This is a genomic window from Kitasatospora sp. NPDC018619 (assembly GCF_044391605.1).
Classification (GTDB): Bacteria; Actinomycetota; Actinomycetes; order Streptomycetales; family Streptomycetaceae; genus Kitasatospora.
The window spans coordinates 108,527-123,476 of the sequence record NZ_JBISAI010000015.1 but is presented as its reverse complement, the minus strand read 5'-3'; the positions used below and the strand labels follow the sequence as shown (position 1 = coordinate 123,476).

Below are 14,950 nucleotides of genomic sequence, written 5' to 3'. Positions count from 1 at the left end.
GGCCGGCGTCGTGTGGCGGCGCCGCCCGGCCGCGCGGGCGCCGGCGCCGGCCGCGGGGCGCGGCCCCGGGCGCGGGCGGGCCGCGCCGGGCGGGGCCCCCCCGCCCGCCCCCCCCCCCCCCCCCACGCTCCGGACCGCAAGCGCCATGTCCGCGCCCGCCGGGGCCTGGTCACGCGCAACCGCCCGCCGGCCGGCAGGGGCGTCGAAGTTCCCGTACCGCCCGACGCTCCGTCATGCGTCGTTCATGCGCCGGTCGTCGGCCTTCGGGTGAATGAGGCCGCCGCAGTTGTACAGCCAACTGCGTGCGCCTCCTCCTCCCAGCCCCGTGACCAGCCGTACCCGGCCCCGGCGAGCCGTCCCCTGGCGGTCCGTCCCCGGGCGGCGGACAGGACAACCGTGGCCGCAGGCAGCGCCCTGACGCTCAGCTCCTCCACCGACCCCACCGAAGGCGACCGGCTGACCTTCCACTGGACCACCGACGCCGCCGACGCCAAGAACTGGGTCGGCGTCTACGACGGCGACCGCCGGCCCGGCAGCGGCAGCTCGCTGCTGTGGAGGTACACCCCGGCCGCCTCGGGCGACGTCCAGCTCGACACCTCCGCGCTGACCGGCGGCCCCTACACCGCCTACCTGCTCGCCAAGGACGGCTACGGCATCCTCGCCCGGACCGAGCCGTTCAGCTTCCGCCCCAAGCCCGCCGTCGTCCGCCCGCACGCCGCCGTCGACTCCCTCACCGCCACGCCCGTCGCCCCGGGCGCCGCCGTCACCGTCCGGCTCGGCGGCCTCTGGTCCCGCCCGGCGGGCAACCCGGCCGGCTCCGCCACCTACCGCAAGGTCAGCGGCCCGGCCTGGGCCTCCGTCAGCGCCGACGGCACGCTCACCGGCACCGCGCCCGCCACCCCCGGCCGGAACCCCGAGCCGGTGGTCGTCGGCGTCAGGGACAGCGCCGGTGCCACCGACACCCTCACCGTCCTCGTCCCGGTGGCGGACCCGACCGCCCCGCCGCGCCTCAAGGCCGCCAGCTGGAACCTGCACGACGCGGGCGCGGCCCACACCGACGCCCTGGAGAAGCAGCTGCGCGTCGTCCTCGCCCAGGGGCTGGACGTGCTCGCCCTCCAGGAGACCGCGGGGGAGCGGGCCGGGACGCTGGCGGACGCCCTCGGCTGGTACGCCTACCAGAGCCCGGGCAGCGTCGGCATCCTCAGCCGCCACCCGCTCACCGACATCACCCCGCCGACCGCCGAGCTGCCCGCCGCCGCGGCCACCCTGCGGCTGCCCGGCGGCCGCGCCGTCCGCTTCTGGGTCGCCCACCTGGACGAGGCGGGCTACGGCCCGTACGCCGTCCAGGACGGCCGGACCGCCGCGGAGGTGGAGGCCGCCGAGAACGGCTCGCCGCGGGTCAGGCAGGCCAGGGCGCTGGCCGCGGCCGTCCGGGCGGACATCGCCCGGCGCATCCCGGTGGTGCTGGGCGGCGCGCTCGCCTCGCCCTCGCACCGGGACTGGACGGCCGCCACCGCCGCCGCCCACCAGGGGGTCGGCGCGCTCGCCTGGCCGGTCACCGTCGCCCTCCAGGACGCCGGACTGACCGACACCTTCCGCGAGGAGAACCGCGACCCGGTGAAGGCGCCGGGCACCACCTGGTCGCCCACCCGCAAGCGGCGCGGCGACCGGCCCGAGCCGCAGGACCGCATCGACTACGTCCACTACGCGGGCGCCCTGAAGCTGGTCGAGGCGCACACCCTGGCCGCCGACTGGCCGCAGCCCGAGCCGGGCTCCGCCGCCAACGAGTGGCCCTCCGACACCGCCGCCGCGGTCGCCACCTTCCAGCTCTGAGCCGCCAGGCTCCCGGTACCCAGCCCCGAGAGGCCAGTCCGTCATGTCCGAGCTCTCCCGCCGCACCTTCGTCGGCGCCACCGCGGCCGCCGGCGCCACCGCCCTGACCGCACTGGCGGCCGGCCAGGCCGCCGCCGCCCCGGCCCCCGCCTCCGCGACTCCCGCCCCTCCGGCCCCCGCCGCCGGTGCCAAGCCCGGCGCCCCGCTCACCGGCACCGTCGAGGACGTCCGGCACGTCGTCGTCCTGATGCAGGAGAACCGTTCCTTCGACCACTACTTCGGCACCCTGTCCGGCGTCCGCGGCTTCGGGGACAAGCAGGCGCTCCGGTTCCCGGACGGCACCGACGTCTTCCGCCAGCCCGACAGCCGGCGCAGCGACGGCGGCGTGATGCTGCCGTACCGGATGGACACCGCCAGGTACAACGCGCAGAACGCCGGCGGCCTCCCGCACGACTGGGCCACCGGCCACCAGGCCATCAACAACGGCGCGATGAACAAGTGGATCGCCGCCAAGGGCGAGCGCACCATGGGCTACTTCACCCGGGACGACATCCCCTACCAGTACGCCCTGGCCGACGCGTTCACCCTCTGCGACGCCTACTTCACCTCGCTGGCCGGCCCGACCGACCCCAACCGCCTCTACCTGTGGACCGGCACCGCCGGCCCCGGCCGCGACGGCACCACGGGACCGTGGATCGACAACACGCCCGTCACCGACAACCCCGTCGCCGACTGGACCACCTACGCCGAGCGCCTGGAGGCGGCCGGCGTCAGCTGGCGCGTCTACCACAACCCCGGCAAGGACGACCGCACCGGCGACTACGACGACAACGCGCTCTCCTACTTCCGGCAGTTCCACGCCTTCCCGCACGACGACCCGCGCTACGTCAACGCGATGACGAAGTTCGACCCCGCCGACTTCGACCGCCACTGCCAGGACGGTACCCTGCCGACCGTCTCCTGGCTGGTCGCGCCCTACCTGTTCTCCGAGCACCCGGAGGCCGGCCCGGCCTACGGCGCGCACTGGGTCGACCAGGCCCTGCGGTCGCTGACGTCCAACCCGGAGGTCTGGCGGCACACCGTCTTCCTGGTGATGTACGACGAGAACGACGGCTACTTCGACCACGTCGTGCCGCCCACCCCCGAGCCCGGCACCCCCGAGGAGTTCACCCGCGGACGGGCCATCGGCCTCGGCAACCGGGTGCCGCTCTGGGTGCTCTCGCCCTGGTCGCGCGGCGGGTGGGTCAACTCCCAGGTCTTCGACCACACCTCCGTGCTGCGCTTCATGGAAGTGGTCACCGGGGTGGCCGAGCCCAACATCTCGGCCTGGCGCCGGGCCGTCTGCGGCGACCTCACCAGCTGCTTCGACTTCGCCGCGCCCGACCACTCGATCCCGGTGCTGCCCGACACCAAGGCGCTGATGGCCAGGGCCGACGCGGGCAGCAGGCTGCCCGGCGTCGCGCTGCCGTCCGTCGGCGCCCAGGCGATGCCCGTCCAGGAGCGCGGCGAGCGCCCGCACCGCCCGCTGCCGTACCAGCCGTGGGCCGACGTCGAGGTCGACCGGAAGAGCGGCAAGGTCACCTGCACGATGAGCAACGACGGCCCGGTGGCCTTCCCGTACACCGTCTACCCGAACATCCTGCTGCCCTTCACCGGCACCCCGTACACCGTCGCCCCCGGCGCCACCGCCCGGTACGTCTGGGACGCCGCCGCCACCGGCGGGCGCTACGACTTCACCGTGCACGGCCCGGACGGCTTCGTCCGCCGCTTCGCCGGCACCGTCGTCCGGGACGGGCAGGACGGCCAGAACGACGTCGGCGTGCCGATCGTCACCGCCGACCTGCGCGGCAGCCGCAAGCTCGTCCTCCAGGCGGCCAACGACGGGATGACCGACGTCGCGTTCACCGCCGCGCCCAACGACTTCGCGGGCAGCGCGCGGACCGTCTGGGTCAAGCCCGGCGAGCAGGCCGACCTGGCCTGGCCGCTCGACGCGCAGGGCCGCTACGACGTCGTGGTGACGGCCCACACCGGCCGACGCTTCGTCCAGCGCTACGCGGGCCGGGTGCACTGACCCGGCGCCGGCCGGGGGCGCCGATCCGGTGACCCCCGGCCGTGGCTCGGCCGCGCCGGCGGACCCCGCCGTTACCGTCGGGCGCATGCAGAAAATCATCACGTGCCTCTGGTTCGACGACCAGGCCGAAGAGGCCGCCGCCTTCTACACCTCGCTGCTCCCGGACTCCCGGGTCACCAGGACCAACCACTACGGCGAGGCGGGCCCCCGCCCGGCCGGCTCGGTGATGACCGTCGAGTTCGAGCTCGCCGGCCGGGCGTACGTGGCCCTCAACGGGGGCCCCGAGTTCCACTTCACCGAGGCGGTCTCGCTCCAGGTGGTGTGCGAGGACCAGCAGGAGGTCGACCGGCTCTGGGCGCGGCTCACCGCGGACGGCGGCCAGCCGGGCCCCTGCGGCTGGCTCAAGGACCGCTACGGCCTCTCCTGGCAGATCACCCCCCGGGTGCTGCTCGACCTGGTCGCGGGGGAGGACCGGGCCAGGGCGGACCGCGTCTTCGCGGCCATGCTGCGGATGCACAAGATCGAGATCCAGCCGCTGCTCGACGCGGCCGAGGGGTGAGCCGGTGGCCGCTCCGCTCACCCACCGCGGCATCACCTACCTGCGGGCCACCCCCGAACGGGTCTGGCACGCCCTCACCAACGCCGACGAGTCCGGCCTCTACTGGGGCCACCGCAACGTCTCCACCTGGCTGCTCGGCGCGCCCTGGGAGCACCAGCGGACCGACGGCTCCGGCGTCGCCGACGTCATCGGCACCGTCGAGGCGGTCGACCGCCCGCACCGGCTGGTCACCACCTGGGCCGGGCCGCAGGAGGAGCGCTCCGCCTTCCCCTCCCGGGTCACCTTCGAGCTCCAGGGCTGGCACGACCTCACCCGGCTCACCGTCCTCCACGAGGACCTCCCCGACGAGGCCGCCCGGGCGGACGCCGAACAGGGCTGGTCGGCGGTGCTCGCCAACCTCAAGACGTACCTGGAGACCGGCCACCCGCTGCCGCAGGAGCCCTGGCTGATGCCGTGACCCACCCGGGAGGGCCGGCCCCGTGCCGCTACCGGGCCGGGCGCTCCGCCGCCGTGGAGGCCCGGCCGCCGCGGACCCGTTCGCCCCGCAGCACGCGGCGCAGCGCGGCGTAGCGCGAGAACCGCTCCCGGTTCGCCACCGAGGCCCGGTCCAGTTCCTCCATCAGCCGCCGGCTGCGGTGCTCCAGGTCCATCTCGTCCAGGATGCGGTCCACCTCGGCCAGCATCGCCCCGTGCAGCTGCCAGGCCTCCGGGTGCTCCTGGACCCTGCGCAGCAGCACGTGGGCGACGTTCTCCCGGCAGGTCCAGGCCGCCGTGAGCTCGGCGGCCAGCCGCTCCTCGGCCTCCTCGGCGCTGCGGCTCACCTGGGTGGTCACCAGCACCGCGTAGCTCACCATCGCGCCGCCCACGTGCGCCAGCAGCTCCTCCAGCCCGACCGCGACCTCCGGCGGGAAGAGCCGCTCGTCCGGCCCGCGCCGCTTGGCCAGGTCGGTCAGCGAGCGGGCCAGCACCCGGATCACGACGACGCAGATCTCCAGGGTGTCCAGCCCGGTGCGCAGCACCAGCCGGGAGAGCAGCCCCTCGCTGATCCGCGGGTTGAACCGCAGGCTGTCCTCGGCCTGGCGCAGCGCCGCGTCCACCTCGGCGATCGCGTGGTCCAGCCGGCGGGCCTCGTACAGCCGCTCGGCCGCCCGGGCCACCGGGGTGGGGCGGCCCACTTCCTCCGAGATGTCGAGCAGCAGCTGGCGGGCCCGCCGGGCGAGGTCCTCGATCGACTCCCCGGCGGTCTCCACCCAGACCGGCGGCGCGAACAGCAGGTTGAACAGCAGGCCGACGACGGCGCCGATGAGGGTCTCCAGCACCCGGTCCCAGGCCTGCGAGGCCAGCTTGGTCACGCCCAGGATCAGCATCGCGCTGATCGCGACCTCCTGGACGAACTCCTCGACCCGGACGAACCGGCCGACGACCAGCGAGGCCAGGATGATCAGCCCCAGGCTCCACCAGGAGAGCCCGACCACGACGCTGAACCCGGTCGCGATCAGCACCCCGACCACCACCGAGTTGACCCGGCGGATGCTGGTCTTGAGCGTCGAGTAGACGGTGACCTGGACGACCAGCAGCGCGGTCAGCGGGGCCGTCAGCGGGGCGGGTTCGCTGCTCAGCCGGGTCGCCACGGCGAAGGCGATGGTGGCCGCGACGGTGGCCCGGACGGTCTGGACGACGAAGGGGTCGCGGGCACCGCGGCGGACCAGGTCCGCGAGTCGCTCCGGGAGAAGGGCCATGTCGCCCTTCTTTCCCCGCGGCCGCCGTTCACACCGCCCCGCGGGCCCCGTGGCACCCGGACGCGCGCACCGGGCCGGGCGCGCCGCCGGTCGCGGTACCGCGCGTCCGGGCGCCCCGACAGGCCGGCGGAGCGCTCGGCAGGTCCGTTTAGTCCTCGCGGTTGAAGCGCAGCTTCCAGGGCGCCAGCGCGGACTCGACCTGCACGCCCATGCTCATCTTCGACGCGCCCTCGATCCGCTCCTCGAAGCGGATCGGCACCTCGCGGATCGTCAGTCCCTGCTTGACGACCCGGTAGTTCATCTCGACCTGGAACGAGTAGCCGTTGCTGCGCACGGTCGGCAGGTCGATGGCGCGCAGGGTGCTCGCGCGCCAGGCCTTGAACCCGGCGGTGGCGTCCCTGACACCGAGGCTGAGGATCGCGTTGACGTAGAAGTTCGCCCAGGCGGACAGCGCCTTGCGGTGCCAGGGCCACTCCTCGGCGGTCGAACCGCCGGGGACGTAGCGGGAGCCCAGCACCACGGCGGTGTCGTCGGAGAGCAGCGTCTCGACCATCGCGGGTATCGCCGAGGCCGGGTGGGAGAGGTCGGCGTCCATCTGCACGACGACGTCGGCGCCCTCCTCCAGCGCCCTGGCCATGCCCGCCAGGTAGGCGCGGCCGAGGCCGTCCTTCTCGGTGCGGTGCAGCACGCCCACGGTGCCGCCGGAGTCCGCGGCGAGCTTGTCGGCGATCTCGCCGGTGCCGTCCGGGGAGTTGTCGTCGACCACCAGCAGGTGCAGGCCGGGCACCGGGAGCTCCGCGAGCATGCCCGCGAGGACCGGCAGGTTCTCCCGCTCGTTGTACGTGGGGACGACCACAACGACCTTGGGGGAGGCCTCGACCATGTTCTGTTTCCCTCGTGCCTGCTCCGGATGGGACCGTGCGAGTGTATCGGGAGGGGCGGCCGCCGCCCGCCCCGGCCGTGGGCGTCCCGGCCGTGGGTCGGCCGGCCCGGACCGGCTACCCGGCGCCGTAGACGGCGGCGAGGTTGTCCCGGGCGGGGTGGCTGCGGCCGGCCGGACCGGCCGCGAAGGCCCGCAGGACGTTCTCGGTGACCCGCCGGACCAGGTCCCCGGCGAGGGAGTCGATGCCGTGGTCGGCCCGGCCGCCGCCGGGGCCGCGGGCCTCCAGCGCCTCGACCCAGCGCATCGTCCCGGTGGCGAACACCCCGGCGCCGCTCGGCACGGTGTAGTAGGCGGTGTCGGAGTACGAGCGGCGGCCGTCGCAGACCACCGGGGAGTGGGCGATCACCTCGATCGGGCGCGGCGTGGGGAAGCCGGTCTGCACCCGGTCGTACTCCACCCCGACCAGGTGCGGGAACGACGCCCCCGCCGCGACGCCCGTCCCCTCGAAGGCCCAGTGCCCGGGCGCGGTGACCACGTACGGGGCGTCGACCGGGTAGCCGTCGTAGATCACGCCGAGCATCGAGCTCTCCGGGTCGGCGCCCGGGCCGGCCCGGAAGTCGGTGGTCGCCGGGGCGCCCGCCCGGTGGCCCGGGTCCTCGGCCCAGGCGTCCTTGTAGCAGACCACCGTGCGGTCCGGCCCGAGGTCGGAGGGCTCGAACCGGACCCGGCGGAAGCAGCAGTTGGCTCCCAGGACCGCCAGGTTCGTCCCGGCGTCCCGGGCGGCGGTCACGTGCGCCCGCTGCTCGGGCGACCAGTACTCGTCGTGTCCGAGCGACAGGACGGCGCTCGCCCCCGCCAGCAGGCCGGGCTCGCGGGCCACGTCGATGCCGGTGGTGTACGCGAGCGGCAGGCCGAGCCGCTCGGCGAGGGCGACCAGCGGCGCCTCGTAGACCAGGAACAGCCCGGCGCCGTGGTCGTAGTCGTACGGCCGGTCGAAGACGACCCGCAGCGAGCGGGTGGCCAGGCCGCCGGTCGGGCCGTTGTAGAGGCTGTAGCCGCCCCACTCGTTGTAGGCCTGCCAGGTCGCCGGGGCGCTCATGACCACCGTCCGGCCGGCGGTGCTCGCCGAGCGGACGGTGAGCGGGACGTAGCGCCGCCCGGAGCCGTCCTCGGCGTCCAGGCGCAGCAGGTAGGCGCCCTCGGGCCAGTCGGCGGTGTCCACCTCCAGGGTGCGCTGCCAGCCGGTCAGGACGGTGCGGGTGGCCGGGTCCACGTGCGGAGCGGCCTGCTTGCCCCCGGGGACGTGCTCGCGGCGCCAGACCAGCCGGGCGCGGGCGCCGTCGTACCAGCCCATCCGGTAGGCGGAGACGGTGAACGCGGCGGCGGGGGTCGAGACGTGCAGGCCGAAGGGCTCGCCGGGCAGGACGCTGACCCGGTCGGCGAAGCCCTCGATGGCGCCGTCCGGGCCGGGGTCGGTGATCTCCCAGTCGGGGTTGCCGGGGCGGGAGCGCTCGCTCGCCGGGCCGGTGTGCCCGTCCGCGGCCGCGCCGCCGGGGCCGGAGCCGGTCGCGGACCCGGGGCCGGCTCCGGCGGGTGTCGGGGCGGCGGAGGCCGCGGACGGGTGCGGGGCGGCGGGGTCCTGGCGGCCGGGCCCGCAGGAGGTGGCGGCGGCCGCCAGCAGTCCCAGGCCCAGGATCCTCCGCCGGCTCGGCTCCGCCACCGCGACCTCCTCGTTCCCCGGGGCCGGGTGCCGCGGCCCCGGTCCCCGTCCGTGGTGCGTCCACCCGGGGTGTCGGGCGCGCGGGGACATCCTCGCGCGTTTCGCGCGGTCCGCGCAGGGCGCCGCGCCGCCACCGGCCGCCGCTCGGCGACGCCGCCGGAGGGAGGCCGTACGGGCGCACCGGGGCGTGTCGGCCCGCGTGCTTGCCCGGCCCGGGCGGGACGGTCCCCTAGCCTGACCGGGCCCGCCGTCCGGCGGCCACAGGGGGACCGGAGCCGTACGGGGCCGGCCGAGTCGTGGACAGGGGTGCGTGTGGTGTCGTCGGGGTCGGCCGAAGCGGGGACGGGGCCGTCCTCCCTGCGCGAGCGGTTCCGGGCCTGGTTGCTGGAGGGCCTGTCGGACATGGCCAAGCAGCACCCCGGCCCGCACGCCGAACCCCAGCCGGAGAAGGCCCAGCGCTGGTGGCGGGTGATGTGCCTGACCGGCCTGGACTACTTCTCGACGCTCGGCTACCAGCCCGGCATCGCCGCCCTCGCGGCCGGGCTGGTCTCACCGCTGGCCACCATCGTGCTGGTGCTCGTCACCCTGCTCGGCGCACTGCCCGTCTACCGGAGGGTCGCCCAGGAGAGCCCGCACGGCCAGGGCTCGATCGCGATGCTGGAAAGGCTGCTGTCCTTCTGGCAGGGCAAGCTCTTCGTGCTCACCCTGCTGGGCTTCGCGTCCACCGACTTCATGATCACCATCACCCTGTCCGCCGCCGACGCCGGTGCCCACCTGGTGGAGAACCCGCACCTGCACAGCGCGCTGACCGGCAAGCAGGTGGTGTTGACCCTGATCATGATCGCGCTGCTCGGCGCCGTCTTCCTCAAAGGCTTCAGCGAGGCGATCGGCCTGGCCGTGGTGCTGGTCGCGGTGTACCTGTCGCTGAACGTCGTGGTGGTGGCCAACGGGCTGTGGCACGTGCTCAGGGCGCCGCACGTCTTCAGCGACTGGACGGACGCGCTGACCGCGGAGCACGGCAACGCGGTCGCGATGGTCGGCGTCGCGCTGATCGTCTTCCCGAAGCTGGCCCTCGGCCTGTCCGGCTTCGAGACCGGCGTCGCCGTGATGCCGCACATCGAGGGCGACCCGGACGACACCGAGGAGAAGCCCACCGGCCGGATCCGCGGCGCCCGCAAGCTGCTGACCACCGCCGCCGTGATCATGAGCTGCTTCCTGATCACCACCAGCTTCGTCACCACGCTGCTCATCCCGGCCGACCAGTTCAGGACCGGCGGCCAGGCCAACGGCCGGGCGCTCGCCTACCTCGCCCACGCGTACCTGGGCAGTACCTTCGGCAGCGTCTACGACCTCTCCACCATCGCCATCCTCTGGTTCGCCGGGGCCTCCGCGATGGCCGGGCTGCTCAACCTGATGCCGCGCTACCTGCCCCGCTACGGCATGGCGCCGCACTGGGCCCGCGCGGTGCGGCCGACCGTCATCGTGCTCACCCTGATCGCCTTCCTGGTCACCTGGATCTTCGACGCCAACGTGGACGCCCAGGGCGGCGCCTACGCGACCGGCGTCCTGGTGCTGATCAGCTCCGCCGCCATCGCGGTGACCATCGCCGCCCACAAGGCCGGGCAGCGCCGCTGGCGGGCCGGCTTCGGGGTGATCGCGGCGGTGTTCCTCTACACCACGGCGGTGAACATCGCCGAGCGGCCGGACGGCGTCAAGATCGGCGCCTGCTTCATCGCGGGCATCATGCTGGTCTCGTTCCTGTCCCGGCTCAAGCGCGCCTTCGAACTGCGCGTCACCGACGTGCTGCTGGACGAGGTCGCGGAGCGCTTCGTCCGGGACTACGCCCACCGCCCGCTGCGGCTGATCGCCAACGAGCCGAACAGCCGGGACCTCGCCGAGTACCGCGACAAGATCCACCAGATCCGGCGGGACAACGACATCCCGGCCGAGGACGACCTGGTGTTCGTCGAGGTCACGGTGCTCGACCCGTCCGACTTCGAGGCCGAGCTGACCGTCCGCGGCGAGGTGCTGCACGACCGCTACCGGGTGCTGGCCCTGGAGAGCTCCAGCGTGCCCAACGCCCTGGCCGCCCTGATGCTCCAGGTGCGCGACCTCACCGGGCAGCAGCCGCACATCTACTTCGAGTGGACCGAGGGCAACCCGTTCACCCAGTTCCTGCGGTTCTTCCTGTTCGGTCAGGGCGAGATCGCCCCGGTCACCCGGGAGGTGCTGCGCGAGGCCGAACCGGACCGCTCGCGCCGCCCGGCCGTCCACGTGGGGTGAGCGGGTCGGCGCGGGTCGGCGCGGCGCGGCGGCGGGTCGGCCTGCGTGGACGGCCGGCGGGTCAGCGGTTCTGGTGGGACCTCGACCAGGCGGGGGCCACCAGGGCCACCAGGCCGACGGCGAAGGCCAGTTGCAGGATGTGCCGGATCCAGTCGACGCCCGAGGTGTGGCGTACGCCGATCCAGCCGGAGACGGCGTTTCCGAGCCAGGCGCCGGCGGCGCCGAGCAGCATGGTCAGCCACCAGGGGATCGACTGGGGGCCACGGAGGATCAGCTTGGCGAGCACGCCCAGTACGAAGCCGATGAGCAGGATCCACAGGAGCTGGAACATCGCAGTCCACCTTCCGGGCGCTGCCGGGCCCGACGGCCCGGTGCGCCGAATCGCCGATGACACGGTTCGTCCCATGATCACCCGGATCGGGCGAGCAGGCACGTCGAGGGGAGTCCGCGCTGGTCAGCGGCGTGCCGACGGGCCGGCGGGCCGCTGCCGACGGGGACGGGCGGGATCGCGCCGCAGGTCGGGCCGGAAAGGCACTGTCCGCCGTCGGTACCGCGCGGATAGGAATGGGCGGGGCGCGGACCCACCGCGCCGCCGAGAGGAGCCGACCCGTGACCCGCCTTCGTTCCGCCGTCCTGGCCCTGGGCTGTACCGCCGCCGCGCTGACGCTGACCGCCGGGGCGGCCCAGGCCGCACCCGGCGACACCACGACCGTCTGCTCCTCCTCGCTGACGCCGGGCGGCTCCGTGGACGTCCAGTGGTGGAACAGCGCCGGCTGCGGCTCGGGCTTCACCCCGAACACCAAGAAGATCATGCAGCTCACCGGGTACCCGGTCGGCACCGTGGTCAACGCCTGCGCCTCCACCTGGCCGCCGGCCGGCTGGACGATCGTGAGCAGCTTCTACGGCTCCGGCTGCAACTACTCCGCGGTGCCGAGCCTGGAGAAGAACTCCTGGCAGCTCAAGCGCGTCTCCTGAGGCCGCTCCGCGCGACTCCCGAGGCCGGTCCGCGGTGGGGGTGGTGCCGGGCCTGACGGCGGCCGGGCGGCCTCAGCTCTCCGGGCCCTCGCGACCGCCGCGCGGACCTCCGGGTGCGGATCGATCGCCAGGGCGTCCAGCAGTCGGCGGCCCCCGGGGTGGACCAGCCGCGGGCGGCTCAGGCCCAGTCCTCCCGCACCTCGGGGCCGGGTGGGCCGTCCGGTGGGCGAGCGCCTCCACCGGGCCGCGGCGGCGCAGCCCGAACCAGTGCGGTGCGGAGCGCAGCTGGGCCGGGTCGCCGGGGTCGCCTGCGGTGCGGAGCGCAGCTCGGCCGGGTCGCCGGGGTCGCCGACCGCCGCGATCCGGGCGAGCAGCACCGGGACGGGCGGCGGCGGGCCGTCCCGCGGGTGCGGGTGGCGCTCGCGCAGCCGGCGGCTGCCGTACTCGCCGCGGACGCGGCAGCCGCAGCACGTGCGTGCAGGGCCGGGTGCCGTGGGCGTCCGGGCGGTAGCGCCAGCCGCTGACCTGCGGCACGGCGCGGACCCGGTGCAGCTCGCGGGCGGCCGCCGCGCGCGGCAGCAACACCTCCCACCCGCGTGGATCCGGCAGTGCGCCGATCCGCCGGACGGCCTCCGCGGCCCGCACCGTCCGCGGGGCGCCCCCGGGCCCGGCCGCCGTAGTGCCCGGCCGGCACCTCCTGTGGGCCGAGCGGAGTTCCCGGTGCGGTGTGTGATGCGGCGGGGCCGCCGGCGGGCGGGGCCGGGCCGTCCGGGTCAGGCGCGGCCCGTGCGGCGGTCGATCAGGGCCGCGAGGCCGTCCAGGATGCGCTCCAGGCCGAACTCCAGTGCCTGGTCGCGGCCGTCAGGATCGGCCATGGCGGCGGCGACCGCCGGGAAGCAGTCGGCGTTCTCCCGGACCACCGTGCCGAGGGCGGCGAGGAGATCGGACTCCGGGGTGCCGGCCGGTCCGGCGGCACGGGACTGCGCGGCGATCCCGCGCACGTGCCCGGTGAGCAGTACGGCGGCGTCCATCCGTTCCGGTCCGGTCAGCCCGTGGCCGTCGAGCACCGCCACCACCCGCTCCAGCCAGGCGAGTTCACGGGGGCCGAGGACCCGCGCGCCGACGGTGGCGTCCAGCAGCCACGGATGCCCGGCGAAGGAGTCGGCCAAGTGGTGGGCCCAGCCCCTGAGTTGCTCCCGCCAGTCGGCGCCCTCCCGGGCGTCCGGCGGCGTACCGACGGCCGACTCGACCATCAGGGCGATCAGTTCGGCCTTCCCGGGGACGTAGCGGTAGAGCGACATCTTGGTGAAGTCGAGCAGTCCGGCCACCTTCTGCATGGAGACCGCGCCGAGACCCTCGGCGTCGGCGACCTCGACCCCGGCGGCGGCGATCCGCTCCAGGCTGAGGGCCGGCTTCGGCCCCCGGGTGGGCCTGGCCGCCGGGCCCCAGAGCAGCCGCACCGTGTCGTTCGCCGCCTCGGTCATCATCCGCTCCCGTCCTGAGGTCCTGAGGTCGCGCGCCAGGGGCTACCACCCGGCGATTCCGCCCCGGGCGTCCCCGCGGTGTGCCCCGTGGGGGTTGCCCTTCCCGTCCAACTGTGTCTACCGTACACAGCAATAAATCCTGTCCGCCAGACACAGTTTCTCGATCCTCGGACGGAGTGGTTTCCATGGGCACCAAGGTCCTCATCTCGGGCGCGAGCATCGCCGGCCCCGCGCTCGCCCACTGGCTGGGCCGGTACGGCTTCGAGGTGACGGTGGTCGAGCTGGCCCCCGCGCTGCGCGAGGGCGGCCAGGACGTCGACTTCCGCGGCCGCACCCATCTGACCGTGCTGGAGTGGATGGGCCTCCTGGAGGAACTGCGCGCACTGGGCACCGGTGGCAGCCCGATGACCTTCGTGGGCCCCGACGGACGCCGAGTGCTGCACCTGCCCGCCGAGTTCGCCGGCGGCGACCTGGAGGTCCCGCGCGGGGAACTGGCCCAGCTGCTCCACCGGCACAGCCGTGCCCGCGCCGAGTACGTCTTCGGCGACACGGTCACGGCGCTGGAGCAGACCCCGGACGCGGTCCGCGTCGCCTTCCGGCACGGTGCGCCGCGCGAGTTCGACCTGGTGATCGGCGCCGACGGGCTGCACTCCACCGTGCGCCGGCTCGCCTTCGGCCCCGAGCGGCGCTACGTCCGCCACCTCGGCTACTACGCGGCCACCTGGCAGCTGCCCGACGACCTCGGTCTGCCGGTCGGCGCGACCGGCCTCAACGTCCCCGGCCGGCTGGCCTCCGCCGGGGCCTCCCACCGCGACCCGCGCCGGGCCGGTGCGTTCTTTCTCTTCGCCTCGCCCGGGCTGCGCTACGACCGCCACGACCCGGCGGGGCAGAAGGCGCTGGTCCGGGCCGCGTTCGCGGGCCTCGGCTGGCGGGTGCCGCAGCTGTTGAAGAGCCTGGACACCGCTCCCGAGCTGTACTTCGACTCGATCAGCCGGGCGGACGTGCCCGTCTGGTCGACCGGGCGGATCGCCCTGGTCGGCGACGCCGCCTGCGGCGCGACCATCGGCGGCATGGGCACCGGTACGGCGGTGGTGGCCGCGTACGTCCTGGCGGGCGAACTGGCCCGGGCGCGCGGCGACCACCGGGCCGCCTTCGCGCGCTACGAGCGGCTGCTGCGCGGCTACGCGCAGGGCTGCCAGAAGGGCGGGGACCGGACCGGTCCGTTCCTCGCCCCGCGTACGGCCGCCGGGCTGCGGTTCCGCAACGCGCTGCTCAACCGCCGCTGGGCGCTGGAGAGGATGCTGGAGCTGGGCCGGCAGGTCAGCAGCGTCGACCTGCCGGACTACGAGCGGGAGTCCGCCCGTGGGGCGGCGGTCGCGGGCTGAGCGGTCGGCGCCCGGCCC

Annotated in this window: 12 protein-coding genes; 7 read left to right on the top strand and 5 right to left on the bottom strand. The window is 75.0% G+C overall.

Annotated elements, in window-relative coordinates:
* The first annotated feature begins 396 nt into the window (after positions 1–396).
* The 4 genes from ACH5AR_RS24055 to ACH5AR_RS24040 all read left to right on the top strand — a co-directional run bounded on the left by ACH5AR_RS24055 (position 397) and on the right by ACH5AR_RS24040 (position 4,920).
* Positions 397–1,833, top strand: a complete 1,437-nt coding sequence (locus ACH5AR_RS24055) for an endonuclease/exonuclease/phosphatase family protein (protein ID WP_396303544.1) — start codon at positions 397–399, stop codon at positions 1,831–1,833.
* A 43-nt stretch (positions 1,834–1,876) separates the two neighbouring features.
* Positions 1,877–3,904, top strand: a complete 2,028-nt coding sequence (locus ACH5AR_RS24050) for a phosphocholine-specific phospholipase C (RefSeq protein ID WP_396303543.1) — start codon at positions 1,877–1,879, stop codon at positions 3,902–3,904.
* An 85-nt stretch (positions 3,905–3,989) separates the two neighbouring features.
* Positions 3,990–4,463 (top strand): VOC family protein, encoded by a 474-nt coding sequence (locus ACH5AR_RS24045; RefSeq protein ID WP_396303542.1) that lies wholly within the window; start codon positions 3,990–3,992, stop codon positions 4,461–4,463.
* Between the two features lie 4 nt (positions 4,464–4,467).
* Positions 4,468–4,920 carry an SRPBCC domain-containing protein gene (locus ACH5AR_RS24040; protein ID WP_396303541.1) on the top strand — a complete coding sequence of 151 codons (453 nt, stop codon included), beginning with the start codon at positions 4,468–4,470 and terminating at the stop codon, positions 4,918–4,920.
* A 28-nt stretch (positions 4,921–4,948) separates the two neighbouring features.
* On the opposite strand, the gene ACH5AR_RS24035 is transcribed toward ACH5AR_RS24040, so the two are convergent.
* The 3 genes from ACH5AR_RS24035 to ACH5AR_RS24025 all read right to left on the bottom strand — a co-directional run bounded on the left by ACH5AR_RS24035 (position 4,949) and on the right by ACH5AR_RS24025 (position 8,895).
* Complete coding sequence (locus ACH5AR_RS24035; protein ID WP_396303540.1) at positions 4,949–6,202, bottom strand: aromatic acid exporter family protein; 1,254 nt, start codon at positions 6,200–6,202, stop codon at positions 4,949–4,951.
* Positions 6,203–6,350: 148 nt separating this feature from the next.
* Positions 6,351–7,085 carry a polyprenol monophosphomannose synthase gene (locus tag ACH5AR_RS24030; protein ID WP_396303539.1) on the bottom strand — a complete coding sequence of 245 codons (735 nt, stop codon included), beginning with the start codon at positions 7,083–7,085 and terminating at the stop codon, positions 6,351–6,353.
* 115 nt (positions 7,086–7,200) lie between these two features.
* On the bottom strand, positions 7,201–8,895 hold the full coding sequence (locus ACH5AR_RS24025; protein WP_396303538.1) for a N,N-dimethylformamidase beta subunit family domain-containing protein: 1,695 nt from the start codon (positions 8,893–8,895) through the stop codon (positions 7,201–7,203).
* Positions 8,896–9,207: 312 nt separating this feature from the next.
* Here ACH5AR_RS24025 and ACH5AR_RS24020 point away from each other — a divergent pair, with 312 nt between their 5' ends.
* Positions 9,208–11,088, top strand: a complete 1,881-nt coding sequence (locus tag ACH5AR_RS24020) for an amino acid transporter (protein WP_396303618.1) — start codon at positions 9,208–9,210, stop codon at positions 11,086–11,088.
* A gap of 61 nt (positions 11,089–11,149) precedes the next feature.
* Here the strand turns inward: ACH5AR_RS24020 and ACH5AR_RS24015 are convergent, their stop codons facing one another.
* Entirely contained in the window at positions 11,150–11,419 is a 270-nt protein-coding gene (locus tag ACH5AR_RS24015) for a GlsB/YeaQ/YmgE family stress response membrane protein (RefSeq protein WP_396303537.1), read from the bottom strand.
* Between the two features lie 278 nt (positions 11,420–11,697).
* Between ACH5AR_RS24015 and ACH5AR_RS24010 the strand changes: the two genes are divergently transcribed.
* Positions 11,698–12,063 (top strand): hypothetical protein, encoded by a 366-nt coding sequence (locus ACH5AR_RS24010; RefSeq protein WP_396303536.1) that lies wholly within the window; start codon positions 11,698–11,700, stop codon positions 12,061–12,063.
* Positions 12,064–12,836: 773 nt separating this feature from the next.
* Here ACH5AR_RS24010 and ACH5AR_RS24005 read toward each other — a convergent pair.
* Positions 12,837–13,547 (bottom strand): TetR/AcrR family transcriptional regulator, encoded by a 711-nt coding sequence (locus ACH5AR_RS24005; protein ID WP_396303535.1) that lies wholly within the window; start codon positions 13,545–13,547, stop codon positions 12,837–12,839.
* A 185-nt stretch (positions 13,548–13,732) separates the two neighbouring features.
* Here ACH5AR_RS24005 and ACH5AR_RS24000 point away from each other — a divergent pair, with 185 nt between their 5' ends.
* Positions 13,733–14,932 (top strand): FAD-dependent monooxygenase, encoded by a 1,200-nt coding sequence (locus tag ACH5AR_RS24000; protein WP_396303534.1) that lies wholly within the window; start codon positions 13,733–13,735, stop codon positions 14,930–14,932.
* The last annotated feature ends 18 nt before the right edge of the window (positions 14,933–14,950 follow it).

What these genes read in the sequence shown, in the direction of transcription:
- ACH5AR_RS24050 (WP_396303543.1), top strand. Translation starts at nt 1,877, where the DNA reads ATGTCCGAGCTCTCCCGCCGCACCTTCGTCGGCGCCACCGCGGCCGCC.
- ACH5AR_RS24045 (WP_396303542.1), top strand. Translation starts at nt 3,990, where the DNA reads ATGCAGAAAATCATCACGTGCCTCTGGTTCGACGACCAGGCCGAAGAG.
- ACH5AR_RS24035 (WP_396303540.1), bottom strand. Translation starts at nt 6,202, where the DNA reads ATGGCCCTTCTCCCGGAGCGACTCGCGGACCTGGTCCGCCGCGGTGCC.
- ACH5AR_RS24030 (WP_396303539.1), bottom strand. Translation starts at nt 7,085, where the DNA reads ATGGTCGAGGCCTCCCCCAAGGTCGTTGTGGTCGTCCCCACGTACAAC.
- ACH5AR_RS24025 (WP_396303538.1), bottom strand. Translation starts at nt 8,895, where the DNA reads ATGTCCCCGCGCGCCCGACACCCCGGGTGGACGCACCACGGACGGGGA.
- ACH5AR_RS24020 (WP_396303618.1), top strand. Translation starts at nt 9,208, where the DNA reads ATGGCCAAGCAGCACCCCGGCCCGCACGCCGAACCCCAGCCGGAGAAG.
- ACH5AR_RS24015 (WP_396303537.1), bottom strand. Translation starts at nt 11,419, where the DNA reads ATGTTCCAGCTCCTGTGGATCCTGCTCATCGGCTTCGTACTGGGCGTG.
- ACH5AR_RS24005 (WP_396303535.1), bottom strand. Translation starts at nt 13,547, where the DNA reads ATGACCGAGGCGGCGAACGACACGGTGCGGCTGCTCTGGGGCCCGGCG.
- ACH5AR_RS24000 (WP_396303534.1), top strand. Translation starts at nt 13,733, where the DNA reads ATGGGCACCAAGGTCCTCATCTCGGGCGCGAGCATCGCCGGCCCCGCG.